We start from the raw sequence: 16,767 nt of genomic DNA, 5'->3' as shown, positions 1-16,767 counted from the left end.
TCAGGCCTCCTGCGGGGTGGTCTTGCGGCCGGCGGCGCCGGACGACGGGCTGACGCTCATGCGCTCGGCGTCGAGGCCGGACAGCGGATGCCCCTTGGCGAAGAACTTCATTCTCGCCAGCAGCGCGATGAACGGCTTCGTGAACATGAACACCACGACGACGTCGATCAGCGTGGTCAGGCCCATCGCGAACGCGAACCCGGCCACACCGCCCACGGCCAGGACGTAGAGCACGACCGCGGCGATGAACATGACGGCGTCGGCGATCAGGATCGTGCGCCGGGCGCGGACCCAGGCCACCTCGACGGCCGCGCGCAGCGTCCGCCGGCCTTCCTTCATCTCGTCACGGATGCGCTCGAAGTAGACGATGAAGGAGTCGGCGGTGATGCCGATGGACACCACCAGGCCGATGATGTGCGGCAGCGACAGCCGGAATCCGGCGTTCTGGCCGAGCACCACCACGGCCGTGTAGGTGAGGATCGAGGCGACCACGAGGCTCAGCACGGCCACGATGCCCAGGCCGCGGTAGTAGAGCAGTGAGTAGACGACCACGAGCGCCAGGCCGATGATGCCGGAGATCAGGCCGCCCCGGAGCTGGTCCTGGCCGAGGGTCGAGGAGACCGTCTCGATGGAGCTGCGCTCGAACTTCAGCGGCAGCGCACCGTACTTGAGCTGCTCGGCCAGCTCACCCGCGCTCTTCTGGTTGAAGCCGCCGGTGATCTCGGCGCGCCCGCCGGGGATCGGGCTGATGATGTTGGGGGCGGTGATCACGACGCCGTCGAGGACGACCGCGACCTTGTTGCGCGGCTCCTGCGAGTTGAACGCCGTGGAGGTCAGCTTGCTCCACTCGGTGGCGCCCTTGCTCTTGAAGTCGAGCTGGACGACCCACTCGGTGCTGCCCTGCTGGACGCCCGAGGAGGCGGTGTCGATGTCGGTGCCGACCACCTTGGCCACGTCGAGGACGTACTTGAAGGTGCCGTCGGACTCGCATCCGGCGTACTGCTTGTTGGGGTCGTCCTGGACGCCCTGGCCGCGCTTCTTCGGGTCGGTGCAGTCAAGCTCGTGGAACTGCTTGAGCACCGCCGGGTCGATGCCCGTGGTGTCGATGCCGGCGTTGGGGTCCTGCTCGGGTTGAGCGGACGGGCTCGGCGTCGGCGTCGCCTTCCTGCCGTTGTCGCCCTTGTTGGGCTGCTTCTTCGTCTCGGTCGCCGTCGGGGCCGGGGCCGGAGAGGTCAGGGCCGACGACAGCGCCTTGCCCGTGGGAGAGGTCGAGGGCCGCGCGGCCGGTGACGTGCTCGACTGGGGCTGGACCGACTTCGTCGGCGTGGACGACGAGGAGGAGCTCGGCGCGGCGGACGGCGAGGCGCCGGGGGTCGGAGCCTCGGTCGCCAGCTGATCCTGCAACAGCTGCGTCGCCTCCATGGCCATCACCTGACGGAAGCGGAGCTCCGCGGTGGTGGCGACCAGCGCGATGGCCTCGCTCTGCCCGACGCCGGGGATGGAGATGATGATGTTGTCGCCTGATTTGGCGACTTCCGCGTCGGAGATACCGGTCCCGTTGACCCGGGTCCGGATGATGTTGACCGCGCGGTCCAGGATCTCCTCAGGTGGAGCCGCACCGTTCTGGGTGACGGGAGAGAGTGTCACCGTCGTGCCACCGGCGAGGTCTAGCCCCAGCTTCGGCGTGAACGCCTGCTGCAGGAACATCGTCCCGCCCAGGGCGAGGATGAGCGCCAGGAGCAGCAGGAGCGTGCGCCCCGGCTTGCTGTGGCTGCTGGTCGGTCGGGCCACTGGTCGTCAGTTCTTTCAGATAGGAGTCGGGTGGAGAGCCTAGTCAGGATTGCTTACTGCTGGAGTCCTGATCGCCGTTGGGCTCCACACTTGTATCCTTCTCGTCGTCCGTGTCGCTGTCGACCTTGTCCACGGGCTCGTCACCGGGGGTGACGACCCGACCGATGGCCGCCTTGACCCAGCGGGTCTCGATGCCGGGCGCCACTTCCAGGATGACGTCCTCGTTCTCCACTGCGACCACGGTGGCGAACAGGCCCGTCGTCGTCATGACGCGAGCGCCGGGCGCCAGGGAGTTCTGCATCTTGAGCGCTTCCTGCTGCCGCTTGCGCTGAGGACGGATCAGCAGGAAGTAGAACACCACCACCAGCAGAATCAGCGGCAGGATGCTGCTGAGTTGTCCCATGTCCATAAGAGGGCGACCTTCCATCGTCGTACAAGAAGTTGACACCGGCCTCGCGCCGGAAATTCCGTGCGTTGCTTCGGGCCGCGCCGCTCAGCCCGTCAGCCTACACAGCCAGCCAAGGCACGGAGTGTAGGCGGTTGTTGCGAAACGCGGCAACGAAGCAGCGTTTCGGCGCGCGGGGAAGTTCCCGATTTGAAATGGTTGCAACCATTCTGTAATCAGTCGAAAAGTGTAGCTCCGAACGCATCCGGCGGAGCCGTCAAGCCCAGGTGCGCCCACGCCGCGGCGGTCGCGACCCGGCCGCGCGGGGTGCGCGCGAGCAGGCCCTGACGCACCAGGAACGGCTCGGCCACCACCTCAACCGTCTCCGGCTCCTCCCCCACGGCCACGGCCAGGGTGGACAGCCCGACGGGCCCGCCGCCGAACTTGCGCAGCAGTGCGTCGAGCACCGCCCGGTCGAGCCGGTCGAGCCCTTCGGCGTCGACTTCATAAAGATTGAGCGCCGCCGACGCGATTTCACGATTTATCACGCCATCGGCCCGCACATCGGCGAAGTCACGCACGCGGCGCAGCAGCCGGTTGGCGATGCGGGGCGTGCCGCGCGAGCGCCTGGCGACCTCGTGCGCCCCCTCCGCGGGCAGCGTCACGCCCAGCAGTCTGGCGGAGCGCTCCAGCACCCGCTCGAGCTCCTCGACGTCGTAGAAGTCCATGTGCGCGGTGAAACCGAACCGGTCGCGCAGCGGCGCGGGCAGCAGCCCCGCCCTGGTGGTGGCGCCCACCAGGGTGAACGGCGCGATCTCGAGCGGGATCGCGGTGGCGCCGGGCCCCTTGCCGACGATGATGTCGACCCGGAAGTCCTCCATCGCGAGATAGAGCATCTCCTCGGCGGGCCTGGCCATCCGGTGGATCTCGTCGATGAACAGCACCTCGCCCTCGGCCAGCGTGGACAGGATGGCGGCGAGGTCGCCGGCGCGCTCCAGGGCGGGCCCCGAGGTGATGCGCAGCGGCGCGTTCAGCTCGGCTGCGATGATCATGGCCAGGGTGGTCTTGCCGAGCCCCGGCGAGCCGTTCATCAGCACGTGGTCGGGCGGCCGTTGCCGGCGCAGCGCGCTCTCCAGGACCAGCGAGAGCTGCTCGCGCACCCGCGCCTGCCCGATGAACTCCGCCAGCCGCTTGGGCCGCAGGGCCGCCTCGATCTGCAGATCGTCGCTCTCGGCGGCCGGCGACACCAGCTCGCGTTCGTAGGTCACCCGTCCACCCGCGCTCTCATCGGACGCTCAGCGCACGCAGCGCGGCCTTCAGCAGGCTCGCCACCTGAGGCTGGCGGCCGGCGGCGAGATCGGCCTCGGCCTCCGGCTCCACCACGGCGATCGCCTCGTCGGCGTCCTTGCTGGAGTAGCCGAGCCCGACCAGTCCGGAGTGCACCTGATCGCGCCAGACGGCGACCCGCCGGCCGCCGTTGAGCGCGGCGTTGACCGCCTCCTCGGGCGTGCCGAGGCGGTCCTTGAGCTCCAGCACGATCCGCTGGGCGCCCTTCTGGCCGATGCCGGGGACCCGGGTGAGCGCCTTGAGGTCCGCGCCGGCGACGGCGACCCGAAGGGCCTGGGGCGAGTGCACGGCGAGCATGGCCAGGGCCAGCTTGGGGCCGACGCCGCTGGCCGTCTGCAGCAGCTCGAACACGGTCCGCTCGTCGTCGGTGGCGAAACCGTACAGCGTGAGGGACTCCTCGCGCACCACCAGGCTGGTGGCCAGGCGCGTCTGCTCCCCCACCTTGAGCGTGGCCAGCGTGCCAGGGGTGCAGTGGGTCAGGATGCCGATCCCGCCGACCTCCACGACCGCCCCGTCAGGGGCGATCGCGATCACCTGTCCGGTCACCGACGCGATCACAGCCGCAGGTCCTTTCGTGCGCGGGCGTCCGTCTTGGCGCGGGCCACGGCCTCGGCCAGGCGGTGCTGGACGCCGCCGCGCCAGACGTGGCAGATGGCCAGCGCCAGGGCGTCGGCGGCGTCGGCGGGCTTGGGCATCTCGGTCAGCCGCAGCAGCCGGGTCACCATGGCGCCGATCTGCTTCTTGTCGGCGGTGCCGCTGCCGGTGACGGCGGCCTTGACCTCGGAGGGCGTGTGCAGCGCGACCGGCAGGCCGCGCCGGGCGGCGCACAGGACGGCGATGCCGGCGGCCTGCGCGGTGCCCATCACGGTGCGGACGTTGTGCTGGCTGAAGACCCGCTCCACCGCGACCGCGTCGGGCCGCACGTCGTCGAGCCACTGCTCGATGCCGGCCTCGATGCCGACGAGCCGGGCGCCGAGCTCCTCGTCGGCCCCGGTGCGGACCACTCCGACGGCCACCAGGCTGAGCGGCGCGCCGGGGCGCCCCTCGACGGCGCCGAGGCCGCACCGGGTCAGTCCTGGATCGACGCCCATCACCCGCACCCGCATGCCTCCCCGCGCCCGCCGAACACCTGTTCGGCACGAGACTCTACCCCTGCCCGCGCGGTCTCGCATCGGGAAACGCCCGTCAGAAGTGGTCGAGCATGTACGGTCTGGCGGCGAAGGCGGCGTCGAGCACCTCGTCGTATCGCTCGTCGCCCGACATGAGCCCGCCGCCGCGCAGCGTGGCAGTGGGAATGCCGGCGTACAGCGCGGAGAAGGCGTTGACGGTGAGCACCGGCCCCGCCGCGTCCCCCTCCAGGGCGGTCGCCGAGCCCTCACCCTCGGCGAACTCCAGCCGCCAACGGCCGGTGTTGCCCTCCAGCAGCGGATCGTTCACCTGGACGACCGCGGTCGCGGTCACGACCTCCGGGTAGCCCCTGCGCCGCACGGCCGCGGGCAGGTCGAGCACGCGGAACATCCACGGATCGCGGGTGATCTGATCCTTGGTCCGCTCACGCAGCAGCCACAGCACCGGGTCGTCGGGGGCGACGGTGGCGGTGATCCGCTTGGCGACCGAGGAGGAGCTGCCGACGATCGACCACAGCGCCCTGGCGGTATCGGCGGAGCCCGCGACGAGGTTGTCCACCTCCATGTCGGGGCCGTCCCAGCGGTAGACGAGGAAGCCGTCGTCGGCCAGGTAGAGGAAGTCGTCCTTGTCGGCGAGCCAGAGCCGCCAGATGTCCTCACCCCAGGACATCGGCCCGCTGGCGCGGGTCGCGGCGTGCACCCGGTGGAGCACGGAGACGACCTCCGCGGCGTCGCCGGGGCCCATCCTGCGCAGCTTGACCTGCTGGGACGGCACCACGGCGCGCAGCGCCTCCGCCGGCAGGCTCACCTGGTAGCGGGCCCCGGCGTGCTCGAAGCCGAGCGAGCGGTAGATCGGCGTGGTGGCCGGGAAGAGCGCCGACACGGCGTCGCCGAACGACACGGCCCGCGCCACCGCCGCGCGCATGATCGTGGTGCCGAGGCCGCGCCCCCGGTCCTCGGGGCTGACGGTGACGCCCGCGACCCCGGCCATCGGCTGCGGCCTGCCGTGCCACCACTGGGTGAACGGCCGCAGCCGCGCGGTCGCCACCAGCCGGTCGCCGTCGAAGGCGCCCAGGTAGCGGCCCTGCGCCAGGGTCGGCAGCACCGAGGCGCGCCAGGTCTCCGCGTCAGCGACCGCCAGCAGGCCGAAGGAACGCTTGCGAATGTCGAGTACGGCGTCCAGATCGTCGGCCGTCAGGTCACGAATTTCCACAATGACCAAACTTACGCAGGTGGCGCGGGCACTCGCGACCGGGTGTCGCCGCCGACCGTGATGGCCAGCCGGTCCAGGTAGAGCAGTTGCGCGGCGACCACGGCGGCCAGCGCGAGCCCGACCACGATCAGCGGGGTGGTGACGCCCACCTCGGCCGCCCCGCCGCCGAACCCGTTGAGCGGCATCAGCTGGGCGACGGGGGCGGTGGCCAGCTCTCTGTCCTGCGCGACCAGCAGGGGCCAGAGCAGGTCCTGGGCGTTCACCAGCGTCACGGCGCCGGCCAGGATGCCCGCCATGGGCAGCGAGGGCAGGACCACGCCGCTCAGGAAATCCCGGTCGGTCCGCGTGGCCAGTCCCTTGCACAGCAGGGTCAGGACGAACAGCGCGGGCACGCTGATCAGCAGCGGCGGGATCAGCGCCACGAAGGTGTCGATCAGGCCGAGGCCGCGCAGGTTGTTCCAGTTGGCGACGCTCAGCGGGCCGGCGCCGACCAGCAGCCAGGGGGCGAACGGGAGCAACAGCCACTCGCTGCGGCGGCCCAGCGGGCGCAGGCCGCCGATGCCGAGCGCTCCCAGGTAGGCGACGCCCACGGAGACCAGGGCGCCCAGAAGCGCGGGCACCCACGTGTTCAGCTGGACGCGCAACCCGGAAGGCGCCGGGGCGGCCTCCCCGGGAGGCGTGAACAGGGCCGCCAGCCACGGCCAGGCCCAGATGACCATGATCACGGCGACGACCAGCAGCGCCAGCACCCCGACCACGACCGCCACAACCGAGGGCCGCCGCGCGGAGCCGGCGGACGCCGCGCCGTCCGCCTGCCCGCCCGGCGGGTGGGCCTGCCCGGCCTTCGGGTACGCCTGCCCGCCCTGAGCCGGCCACCCGGCCGGAGGCTGCTGACCTACCGGAGGCTGCTGACCCGCCGGAGGCTGCTGACCCGCCGGAGGCTGCTGACCGACGTGCGCGTACGCCTGCTGTCCGTACGACGGCGCCTGGCCTGGGAAGGGCGACTGTCCGTACGGCGTCGCCTGGCCTGGGACGGGTGCCTGGCCTGGGAAGGGCGGCTGGTCGGACGGCGGCGGCTGGTCCGTCGCGGGCGGTGCGGTGAGGGCGATCCGCATGCCGCTGATCACCACGATGAGCGCGGCGGCGATGCCCAGCGCGCCGAGGATCACCCCCGTCGCGGTCGCGATGGTGGCGCCCACCCCGAGCCGGGCCACCTGGAAGACGACGGTGTACTGAAGGAGCGCGAGCGTCATCGTCGAGTCGAGCGGACCGCCACGGGTGAGCGCCAGGCTCAGCGTGAACATCTGCAGGCCGGTGGCGACGGCGGCCAGCGCGACGACGCCGGCCACCGCGAACATGGCCCCGGTCACGGTGCCGCCGCGCAGGGCGGGCAGGAAGGCCAGCACGGCCAGGGCGCACACCAGCCCGAACGTCGTGGCGGCGACGACCAGCCGGAAGGTGCCCGGAGCCGTCTCCGGATCGGTGAACGCGCGCACCATCGTGGCCAGGCCGCCCGCCGCGGGATCGAGCCCGCGCAGCCACGACACGGCCACGGCGGCCGGCGAGAAGGTCACCAGGGACAGCGACAGCACGATCCGGCCGGCCCGTCTGGGCCAGGCGCCGGCCCGGTCGAGCGCCAGCGCCAGCAGCGGGCCGACCACCAGGGCGACGAGCAGCGGCATGATCGTGAGCGACAGGGTGAAGCCCAGCGCGGGCCAGAGCGAGCCGGCCGCGCCCAGGACCGTGTCGTAGTTCTTCAGGCCCACCGACTCCGACGGGCCGACGAGCCCGCCCGACCTGAAGCTGAACGCGATCGTCTGCACGGTGGGCAGGACCAGCGTGATCAGGGTGCCGAACACGGCCGGCATGAGGAGCAGCCAGCCGAGCGCGGGCGAGGGGGCCTGGGGTGCTGTGCGGGAGGTCACGACGCCCGACCTTACGCCGACTCCCGTGTACCCGGCCAACTGGAAGCCGAGAACGGTGAAACCCTCAGATGCCGCCAGATCGGCCCCACGGCAGGAGGAGGCCCAGATCAACGGGCACCTGCCTGTACTCGCCGTACCGGCGCTCTGAGAAGCGCCTGGAGGGCGTCAGACGTCGAGCTTCTCCATGACGTCGTCCGACACGTCGAAGTTCGCCCACACGTTCTGCACGTCGTCGCTGTCCTCGAGCGCGTCGATGAGGCGGAACACCTTCTTGGCCGCCTCCTCGTCCAGCGGCACGCTCATCGTCGGCAGGAAGCTGGACTCGGCCGAGTCGTAGTCGATGCCGGCCTCCTGCAGCGCCTTGCGGACCGGCACCAGATCGCCGGCCTCGGAGACGACCTCGAAGGAGTCGCCGAGGTCGTTGACCTCCTCGGCGCCCGCGTCGAGGACGGCCATCAGGACGGTGTCCTCGTCGAGGCCGCCCTTGGGCACGAGCACGACGCCCTTGCGGTTGAACATGTAGGACACCGAGCCGGGGTCGGCCAGCGAGCCGCCGTTACGGGTGAGCGCGACGCGCACCTCCGAGGCGGCGCGGTTGCGGTTGTCGGTCAGGCACTCGATGAGCACCGCGACGCCGCCGGGCGCGTAGCCCTCGTAGGTGATGGTCTGCCAGTCGGCGCCGCCGGCCTCCAGGCCGCCGCCGCGCTTGCGGGCGCGCTCGATGTTGTCGTTGGGCACGGAGCTCTTCTTGGCCTTGAAGATGGCGTCGAAGAGGGTGGGGTTGGCATCCGGATCAGGGCCACCGGTCCGGGCCGCCACCTCGATGTTCTTGATGAGCTTCGCGAAAAGCTTGCCGCGCTTGGCATCGACCACGGCCTTCTTGTGCTTCGTCGTCGCCCATTTGGAGTGGCCGGACATTGGCTACTGATCCCTCACTGTGTTGACAACCATGTCTACGAAGTAACGGTGCACCCGCGGGTCCCCGGTCAGCTCCGGGTGGAACGAGGTCGCGAGCAACGGTCCTTGGCGAACCGCGACGATCCTATCGCCAGGCTCGGCCGTGCCCAGCACATCGACGTCCGCGCCGACCGATTCGACCCACGGCGCGCGGATGAACACGGCGTGCAGCGGCGAGCCGGCGAAGTCGAGGTCGGCCTCGAAGGAGTCGATCTGGCGGCCGAAGGCGTTGCGCCTGACGACCATGTCGATGCCGCCGATGGTCTGCTGACCGGCGGCGCCGTCCTCGATCCGGTCGGCCAGCATGATCATGCCGGCGCAGGATCCGTAGGCGGGCATGCCTTCCTTGATCCGCATGCGCAGCGGCTGGAGCAGGTCGAAGGTCTCGGCGAGTTTCCCCATGGTGGTCGACTCACCGCCGGGGATGACCAGCCCGTCGACCGCGTCGAGCTCGCCGGGCCGGCGAATGGCCGTGGCCGAGGCGCCTGCCTCCTGGAGCATGCGCACATGCTCGCGCACGTCTCCCTGCAGCGCGAGTACACCGATCGCGGGCAACGTTCATCCTTCCGTCAGGTTGCGGGTGCAGTCGATTCAACACCACGTCCGCCTGACATCTTCCTACAGACCCGCGGAAAGACGAGAAAGGCGGCACCCGTCCGGATGCCGCCCCGCCGTCGTCCGGGCTCAGGGACGCTCGGTCTCCAGGCGTACGGTCTCCTCCACGGTCATCTCGGTGCGCAGGCGCAGCGTCGGGTCGATCGGGCGCAGGTAGGTCTGCTTCACGCCCGGCACCCGGTCCTCGATCACGAACGTGGCCTTGGTGTGCGCCTCCGCGCCGGGCTCGCGCACCTGGGGCACCACCTTGAAGTCGGCGGTGAGCAGGTCGCGATCGATCTTCGTCAGCACGTAGCCGCGCTGGTTGTTGTAGAACTTCAGATGCGGGTTGATCTGCAGGAACGGGTGGGCGGCCGGGTCGGAGTCGCCGCCGTCGCCGCCGGTGGAGATCGAGCTCGCCACCAGCTCCGAGCCGACCGACGGCCCGGTGGGGTCGTCGTAGTCGAGCTTGAGGTCACTGGCCCAGTGCGCGTGCACGTCGCCGGTGAGCACGACGGGGTTGCGCACCTCGGCGTCGATCCAGCCCTGGGTGATGCGGCGGCGGGAGGCGACGTAGCCGTCCCAGGCGTCCTGGCTGGTGATCTTCGCGGGGCCGGCGTTGTTGTCACGCTGGGCGAAGAAGACCTGCTGGCCGATGATGTCCCATTGGGCCTGCGAGTGGCGGAAGCCGTCGAGCAGCCACGCCTCCTGCTCGGCCCCGGTGATCGACCGGGTCGGGTCGACGGCGGCGGGGCAGTCCCGGTAGCCGTCGCCGCAGCCCTGGTCGTCCCGGTACTGGCGGGTGTCGAGCATGTGGAAGGTGGCCGTCCGGCCCCACCGGACCCGCCGGTAGAGCTGCATGTCGATGCCGCGCGGGATGGAGGTGCGGCGCAGCGGCATGTTCTCGTAGTACGCCCGGAAGGCGGCCTCACGCCGGGACAGGAAGTTCGGCTGCGGCACCTCGGGCTTCTCCGGCACCTCGTCGGCCCAGTTGTTGTCGAGCTCGTGGTCGTCCCACACGACCAGCCACGGCGCGGCGGCGTGCGCGGCCTGCAGGTCGGGGTCGGCCTTGTACTGGGCGTGGCGCTGGCGGTAGTTGGCCAGCGTCTCGGTCTCCGGCCCCTCGTGGTGGCGGATGTTGCCGCCGGGGCTGTTGTAGGTGTTCTTGGTGTACTCGTAGGTGTAGTCGCCCAGGTGCAGGACGACGTCCGGGTGCTCCTCGGCCAGTCTGCGGTAGGAGGTGAAGTAGCCGTGCTCGTACTGCGCGCACGAGACGAAGGCCATCGCCAGCGGCCCGCCGTACGAGCGCGGGTGCGGCGCGGTGAGCGCCCTTCCCACCGGGGAGATGTACGGGCCGACGCGGAAGCGGTACCAGTATTCGCGGCCGGCGCTCAGGTGGTCCACCTCGACGTGCACGCTGTGGCCCCACTGCGGCGCCGCCACGGTCACGCCGGAGCGGACCAGGCGGCGGCAGCGCTCGTCGGCGTAGATCTGCCAGAGCACCGGGAACGGGCGCTGCGGCATGCCGCCGAGGCCGTCCTCGGCCAGGGGCTCCTGGGCCAGCCTGGTCCACAGGACGAAGCCGCGGTGGTCCGGGTCGCCGGAGGCGACGCCGAGGGTGAAGGGGTCGGCGCGCAACCCGCGCGAGGCCAGGCTCTGCGCGGTCTCGGCGGCGGGGTCGGCGGCAGGGCCGGGGTCCGCGTGCGCCGCGCCTGTCGGGACGGCCGCGGCGGCGCCTGCCGCTAATCCGGTGACGAGGAAGTGCCGGCGGTTGAGTTCGGGCATGGGTGCTCCTGGGACGATCATGGCCGGGGGACGACCGACAGCCTGACTCGGCACCATGACCACGGAGTTAACTCCACCCAACACGAAAAAGGCGACATCCTTCGTGGATGTCGCCTTCTTCGGAAATTTCTACCGTCACACCACGACGCCCCCGCCAGGCGGCCTGGGCCGCCCACCGCGGACGATCATGTCATGCGGCGTGACAGGCCCCCGGACGGGACACGCCGATCACCAGCCGCGCTCGGCCAGGCGGTGCGGCTGCGGGATCTCGTCGACGTTGATGCCGACCATGGCCTCGCCCAGGCCGCGCGAAACCTTGGCGATGACGTCGGGGTCGTCGTAGAAGGTGGTGGCCTTGACGATGGCGGCGGCGCGCTTGGCCGGGTCACCGGACTTGAAGATGCCGGACCCGACGAACACGCCCTCGGCGCCGAGGTGCATCATCATCGCGGCGTCGGCCGGGGTGGCGATGCCGCCCGCGGTGAACAGCACGACCGGGAGCTTGCCGGCGCGGGCCACCTCGACGACCAGCTCGTAGGGTGCCTGCAGCTCCTTGGCCGCGACGTACAGCTCGTCCTCGGGCAGCGAGGACAGCCGCTTGAGCTCGGCGCGGATGGTGCGCATGTGGGTGACGGCGTTGGAGACGTCGCCGGTGCCGGCCTCACCCTTGGAGCGGATCATGGCCGCACCCTCGGTGATGCGGCGCAGCGCCTCGCCCAGATTGGTCGCCCCGCACACGAAGGGCACCGTGAACTGCCACTTGTCGATGTGGTTGGCGTAGTCGGCCGGGGTGAGCACCTCGGACTCGTCGACGTAGTCCACGCCGAGCGCCTGCAGCACGCGGGCCTCGACGAAGTGACCGATGCGGGCCTTGGCCATGACCGGGATCGAGACGGCGGCCACGATGCCGTCGATCATGTCAGGGTCGCTCATCCTGGAGACGCCGCCCTGCGCGCGGATGTCGGCGGGCACCCGCTCCAGAGCCATGACGGCGACCGCCCCGGCGTCCTCGGCGATCTTGGCCTGCTCCGCGGTGACGACGTCCATGATGACGCCGCCCTTGAGCATCTCGGCCATGCCTCGCTTGACCCGGGCGGTGCCGGTGACGGGGCCGGTGGTTGAAGCGGTTTCGGGCGTGCTGCTGGACACGGTCTTCCTTCACGAGCTCTGGGGGGACGGTAAGTTATCAAACCCATCGTAGGTCCTGAGGCGCTCATTCCCCGCATATCACCATGTCAGCGATGGCGAGGAATTTCGTACGTCAAGGAATCACGGGCTTGCGGCTGGCGAGCGCCACCCAGACCTGGCCGGGCGCGAAGTTCATCGGCTCGCCGCTCTGTGTGGTGAACGTCGTGCCCCCGTCCTCGGATTCCCGCTCCCACTTCGCCTTGTACGCCTGGCCGTCGCGCAGCACGATCGCCGAGCCCTTGCCGGTGGTGTGCACCAGGGGCGTGTAGCTCTGGTTGCTGTCGTGGAACTCGGAGCGCTCGGTCTTGGTGTACTGGATGACGATCGTGGGCGCGCCCAGCTGGCCGCCCTCGGCGGCCATGTCCTTCTTGCCGTCCTGCCAGATCAGCCACTGCTTCTTGGCCTCGGACCAGGTGAAGGTGAAGCGGGCGGCGGGCCATTTGACCGTGTACGACTTCCGCTCGACCCCGCCCTCGGCCGGCGGGTCGCCGAAGGTGAAGCCCACGTCCTTGGCCTTGCTCGCCTTGGGCGCGGCGGATATCAGCTTCTTGGTGTCGGCGAACAGGTTGTAGGGGGCGAAGCGGCCGGGCTGGCGGAAGTAGGCGCCCGGCACCCTGCTGTCGGAGACGTCGAACAACGACGCCTCGGCGATGAACGGCAGCATCTTGGTCTGCGCGCCGGAGTAGGCGAACGCGGGCTTGCCGAACATCGGCGCGATGTGCAGGTCGGAGATGCGGGCGCTGCGGACCGGGCCCACCTTGGGCGGGATCTTCGAGGAGAAGATCGCCATCAGGCGGGTCAGACCGGCCTCGACCTGCTCGATGTAGACGATGTCGGCGCTCTTGAGCCCGAGCTGCGGCTTGCCCGCCGCGGTGTTCTCGATCTTCACGGCGACCACGCGTTTGGCCGCGGTGTAGGGCTTGCCGGTGAAGGGATGCAGCTTCTCCGGCGTCGGCTCCTCGATCGGGCCGGTGGAGACGCTGGCCTCAGGCGCCTGACCGGCGGCGGGCTCGTCGGACGAGCAGGCCGCGGTGGGTATCAAGATAGCCACTCCGGCAAGCGTCACCGTGATCATCCGGGGTAGCCGCACGTGTCCACTCCTCCGCTTTTGCCCAGAACGGAAGGAAGCTTACCGGTCTATACAAATCGGGTCATTCAGTTGCCATGGCCACAGGTGGATTGTCATCAATCTCGAAGAATTGGGGATATTCCGTGTGGCCGGCCAACCGCAGCGTCCGAGCCAGCCACCGGCGCTGCGCCGTACGCGTGACCCCCACCGCGTTGTTGTAGAAGCGGCGCGAGTAGACGACCTTGGCCACGGCCGCGTCGAGCTCCTCCAGCAGATCCTGGCCGCCGGGCGACTCCGACAGCTTCTCCCGGAACCGCTCCTGGTCCACCGCCGCGCGCAGCGCGCCCGACAGATCGCTCTCGGCGTGCTCACGCTCCTCCGGGCCCGCCATCCTGGCCTCGTGCGCCGCCGCCGCGAGCACCAGCGAGGTCGCCGGGTCGAGCAGCCGCGAGCCCGCCAGCTCCAGCACCACCGCCCGGCGCCGCACCAGCGCCGCCTCCAGCGCCTCGCGGGCCAGCTCCAGCCGGATGTGCAGCCGGTCCAGGCGGCCGGCCCGCCAGGAGATGTAGACGGCCGTGAGCACCACGACGATGCCCACGATCAGGAAGATCATGGTGGATGTCACAGGTCTTCCTCCACCCGCCCGGCGCCACCGGCCGTCACGGTCTCGTACACCCGCACCACGTCACGCGCCACCGTCGACCAGTCGTACTTCATCACCGCGACCAACGCCTCCTCCGCCAGTTTGGCCCGCCGCTCCGGCGCGTCGAGCAGCGCGCCCGCCTCGCGCGCGAGCGAGGCGGGGTCGCCGTTGGCGAACAGCGCGCCCGCCTGGCCGTCGCCGAGCACCCGCCGGAACGCGGGGATGTCACTGGCCAGCACCGTCGCGCCCGAGGCCATCGCCTCGGCCAGCACGATGCCGAAGCTCTCGCCCCGCGTGTTGGGCGCGCAGAAGACGTCGACCGAATGGTAGGCGCGGATCTTGTCGGCCTCGCTCACCATGCCGAGCACCGTGACCCGGTCATGGAAGCGCTTGGGCACCCGGTCGTAGACGTCCTTGGCGTCACCCGGCCCGGCGATCAGCAGCTTGAGCTCCGGCCGATCGGCGGCCAGCAGTTTGTACGCCTCCAGCAGGATCGGCAGGCCCTTGCGCTCTTCGTCCATCCGGCCCAGGAAACCGATGGTCGCGCCGTCGGCCCCCCAGCCGTCGAGCGGCTCGGCGGTGGTGTAGCGGCCGACCGTCACCCCGTTGGGGATCAGCACCGTGTCGCCGCCGAACTGCTCGACCAGGCTCTTCCTGGCCGCGTCGGAGACCGCGATGCGCCCGCTCAGCTTCTCCAGCGCGCTGCGCAGTAACGGCTCGGCCACCGCGATCGCCCGCGAGCGCACCCACGAGGCGTGGAAGGTCGCCACGATCGGCCCCTTGGCCGCCCAGCAGGCCAGCACGCCCAGGCTCGGCACCAGCGGCTCGTGGATGTGCAGCACGTCGAAGCCGCCGTCGCGCACCCAGCGCCGCACCCGCGCGGCCGAGATGAACCCGAACGACATCCTGGCCACCGACCCGTTGTAGGGCACCGGCACCGCCCGGCCGGCTCCGGTCACATACGGGGGCAGGTCGTCGTCCTCGCTGGCCGGCGCGATCACCGAGACGTCGTGCCCGTGCGCGATCAGTGCCTGGGCCAGGTCGTCGACGTGCTGCTTGACGCCGCCCGGCATGTCCCAGGAATACGGGCAGACGATGCCGACCTTCATGGGCGCAGGTCCTCCAGCCACAGCCGCTGCAGCATGTGCCAGTCCTCAGGATGCTCGGCGATGCCCTTCTCGAACACGCCGACCAGCCCCTGCGCCACGGCCGCGACCTTCTCCTGCCGGGTGCCCTCGGCCGGGACCGGGATCTCCTCGTGGATGTGGATCCCCCAGTCGTCGCCGACGGAGTAGACGATGGCCGGCAGCAGCGCCGCGCCCGTCTGCACGGCCAGCAGCGGCGGCCCGGCGGGCACCTTGGTGGTCGCGCCGAAGAACTCCACCTCGACGCCGCTCTTGGTCAGGTCGCGCTCGGCCGGCAGGCAGACCACGCCGCCCTTGCGCACGCGGGTGGCCAGGGTGCCGAAGTTGTGCCCGTCGCCGCCGGTCAGCGGCAGCACCTCCATGCCGAGGCTCTCGCGGAAGCGCACGTAGCGGCGGAACAGCGACTCCGGCTTGAGCCGCTCGGCGACCGTGGTGAAGGGGTGTCCCACTCCCACCAGCCAGGCCCCCGCCTGGTCCCAGTTGCCCATGTGCGGCAGCGCGAGCACCACGCCGCGGCCCGCGGCCACGTTGTCGTGCACGTGCTCGGCGCCGATCACGTGGCTGCGCCGGACGATCTCCTCGGTGCTCATCTTCGGCAACCGGAAGATTTCATGAAAATAACGGAAATAAGAGCGCATGCCGGCTTTACTCAGCTCGCGGAGCTCACGACTGCCGGGCGCCAGCCCCGTCACCCTGGCGAGGTTGGTCTCCAGCCGGCTCACGGATCTGCCGCCCTTGCGCCACACCCGATCGGCCATGAAGCTGAACACCGCGGCCGTCGGCCGCTCGGGCAGCAGCGGGACCAGCGTCCAGCCGGCCGCGAACCCCGCGGCCACGACGCGATCGCTGACTGACGGCTTGTCGCTCATCGCTCCCTCGCCTGCCGGTAGACATGGACAACACGCTGTACAACGGTGACGCCACTGGCCACCGCGAGCAACCACATGCCGGCCGCCAGGATGTAGGGCACGCCCAGCCCGCCGAAGCAGGTGGCGACCAGCACCACCACCAGCCGCTCCGGCCGCTCGGCCAGGCCCACGTCGCAGGTGAGCCCGAGCCCCTCGGCCCGCGCCTTCGCGTACGACACCAGCAGGCCGGCCACCAGGCAGAACAGCGTCACCGCGGTCAGCAGCCCGTCACCGGTGGACACGAAGTAGAGGATCAGCCCGGCGAAGATGGCCGCGTCGGCCACCCGGTCGAGCGTGGAGTCCAGGAACGCGCCCCAGGTGCTGCCCCCTCCCCCGCCCATCCGCGCCACCAGGCCGTCGAGCAGGTCGAACAGCACGAAGACCGTGATCACGACAGCGCCCACGGGCAGCTGTCCCAACGGGAAGAAGAGCAGGGCGGAGACGACGGTGCCCAGGGTGCCGATCGCCGTGACGGCGTTCGGGCCGATCCCGCGGCGGACCAGTGCCCTGCCCAGCGGGGTGAGTATCCGGGTCATGGCCGGGCGCAGGAGTTTCAGCATCGCGCTGTCGATCGTAGGCCATCCGGCGGCCGGCGACTTTCTTTGCTTCACCCCTCTTGTGATATCCGCCACAGGGGTATTTGGTGAACACACCGCGTCCATGCGGTCCTGATCCCCTCCGTGCGGGCGC

16 protein-coding genes are annotated in these 16,767 nt (G+C 70.6%); all 16 read right to left on the bottom strand.

Annotated features, from left to right (window positions below; translation table 11 throughout):
• Positions 1 to 1,791, bottom strand: coding sequence for a protein translocase subunit SecD (secD, locus tag ACIBQX_RS47290; protein ID WP_397016776.1), 1,791 nt, complete (start codon positions 1,789 to 1,791; stop codon positions 1 to 3).
• 43 nt (positions 1,792 to 1,834) lie between these two features.
• Positions 1,835 to 2,218 carry a preprotein translocase subunit YajC gene (gene yajC / locus ACIBQX_RS47285; protein ID WP_397016774.1) on the bottom strand — a complete coding sequence of 128 codons (384 nt, stop codon included), beginning with the start codon at positions 2,216 to 2,218 and terminating at the stop codon, positions 1,835 to 1,837.
• A 194-nt stretch (positions 2,219 to 2,412) separates the two neighbouring features.
• Positions 2,413 to 3,444 (bottom strand): Holliday junction branch migration DNA helicase RuvB, encoded by a 1,032-nt coding sequence (ruvB, locus tag ACIBQX_RS47280; RefSeq protein ID WP_397016772.1) that lies wholly within the window; start codon positions 3,442 to 3,444, stop codon positions 2,413 to 2,415.
• Between the two features lie 16 nt (positions 3,445 to 3,460).
• Positions 3,461 to 4,081, bottom strand: coding sequence for a Holliday junction branch migration protein RuvA (gene ruvA, locus ACIBQX_RS47275; RefSeq protein WP_397016770.1), 621 nt, complete (start codon positions 4,079 to 4,081; stop codon positions 3,461 to 3,463).
• The gene (gene ruvC, locus ACIBQX_RS47270; protein WP_397016886.1) at positions 4,078 to 4,623 is read right to left on the bottom strand and encodes a crossover junction endodeoxyribonuclease RuvC; all 546 of its coding nucleotides are present in this window, start codon (positions 4,621 to 4,623) and stop codon (positions 4,078 to 4,080) included. Before ruvC ends, ruvA begins: the two co-directional genes overlap by 4 nt.
• A gap of 85 nt (positions 4,624 to 4,708) precedes the next feature.
• Entirely contained in the window at positions 4,709 to 5,863 is a 1,155-nt protein-coding gene (eis, locus tag ACIBQX_RS47265) for an enhanced intracellular survival protein Eis (protein WP_397016768.1), read from the bottom strand.
• 11 nt (positions 5,864 to 5,874) lie between these two features.
• The gene (locus tag ACIBQX_RS47260; protein WP_397016766.1) at positions 5,875 to 7,788 is read right to left on the bottom strand and encodes a carbohydrate ABC transporter permease; all 1,914 of its coding nucleotides are present in this window, start codon (positions 7,786 to 7,788) and stop codon (positions 5,875 to 5,877) included.
• Between the two features lie 165 nt (positions 7,789 to 7,953).
• Positions 7,954 to 8,706: a YebC/PmpR family DNA-binding transcriptional regulator gene (locus tag ACIBQX_RS47255; RefSeq protein WP_397016764.1), complete on the bottom strand. Its 753-nt coding sequence runs from the start codon at positions 8,704 to 8,706 to the stop codon at positions 7,954 to 7,956.
• Between the two features lie 3 nt (positions 8,707 to 8,709).
• Complete coding sequence (pdxT, locus tag ACIBQX_RS47250; RefSeq protein ID WP_397016762.1) at positions 8,710 to 9,300, bottom strand: pyridoxal 5'-phosphate synthase glutaminase subunit PdxT; 591 nt, start codon at positions 9,298 to 9,300, stop codon at positions 8,710 to 8,712.
• Positions 9,301 to 9,429: 129 nt separating this feature from the next.
• A complete protein-coding gene (locus tag ACIBQX_RS47245; protein WP_397016761.1) occupies positions 9,430 to 11,124 on the bottom strand; it encodes an alkaline phosphatase D family protein in 1,695 nt (564 codons plus the stop codon).
• Between the two features lie 228 nt (positions 11,125 to 11,352).
• On the bottom strand, positions 11,353 to 12,273 hold the full coding sequence (pdxS, locus tag ACIBQX_RS47240) for a pyridoxal 5'-phosphate synthase lyase subunit PdxS (RefSeq protein WP_397016759.1): 921 nt from the start codon (positions 12,271 to 12,273) through the stop codon (positions 11,353 to 11,355).
• A gap of 112 nt (positions 12,274 to 12,385) precedes the next feature.
• A complete protein-coding gene (locus ACIBQX_RS47235; protein ID WP_397016757.1) occupies positions 12,386 to 13,363 on the bottom strand; it encodes a DUF3048 domain-containing protein in 978 nt (325 codons plus the stop codon).
• Positions 13,364 to 13,463: 100 nt separating this feature from the next.
• Positions 13,464 to 14,006: a hypothetical protein gene (locus ACIBQX_RS47230; protein ID WP_397016755.1), complete on the bottom strand. Its 543-nt coding sequence runs from the start codon at positions 14,004 to 14,006 to the stop codon at positions 13,464 to 13,466.
• A complete protein-coding gene (locus ACIBQX_RS47225) occupies positions 14,003 to 15,133 on the bottom strand; it encodes a glycosyltransferase family 4 protein (RefSeq protein ID WP_397016753.1) in 1,131 nt (376 codons plus the stop codon). Before ACIBQX_RS47225 ends, ACIBQX_RS47230 begins: the two co-directional genes overlap by 4 nt.
• Positions 15,130 to 16,038 carry a phosphatidylinositol mannoside acyltransferase gene (locus tag ACIBQX_RS47220; RefSeq protein ID WP_397016751.1) on the bottom strand — a complete coding sequence of 303 codons (909 nt, stop codon included), beginning with the start codon at positions 16,036 to 16,038 and terminating at the stop codon, positions 15,130 to 15,132. Before ACIBQX_RS47220 ends, ACIBQX_RS47225 begins: the two co-directional genes overlap by 4 nt.
• A complete protein-coding gene (gene pgsA, locus ACIBQX_RS47215; protein WP_397016749.1) occupies positions 16,035 to 16,637 on the bottom strand; it encodes a phosphatidylinositol phosphate synthase in 603 nt (200 codons plus the stop codon). Before pgsA ends, ACIBQX_RS47220 begins: the two co-directional genes overlap by 4 nt.
• Positions 16,638 to 16,767: the final 130 nt, after the last annotated feature.

Origin of the sequence: Nonomuraea sp. NPDC049714 (genome assembly GCF_044465295.1) — a bacterium.
Taxonomy (GTDB): Bacteria; Actinomycetota; Actinomycetes; order Streptosporangiales; family Streptosporangiaceae; genus Nonomuraea.
Note: the sequence above shows the minus strand (reverse complement) of the source record. Positions and strands in the feature narration are given on the sequence as shown.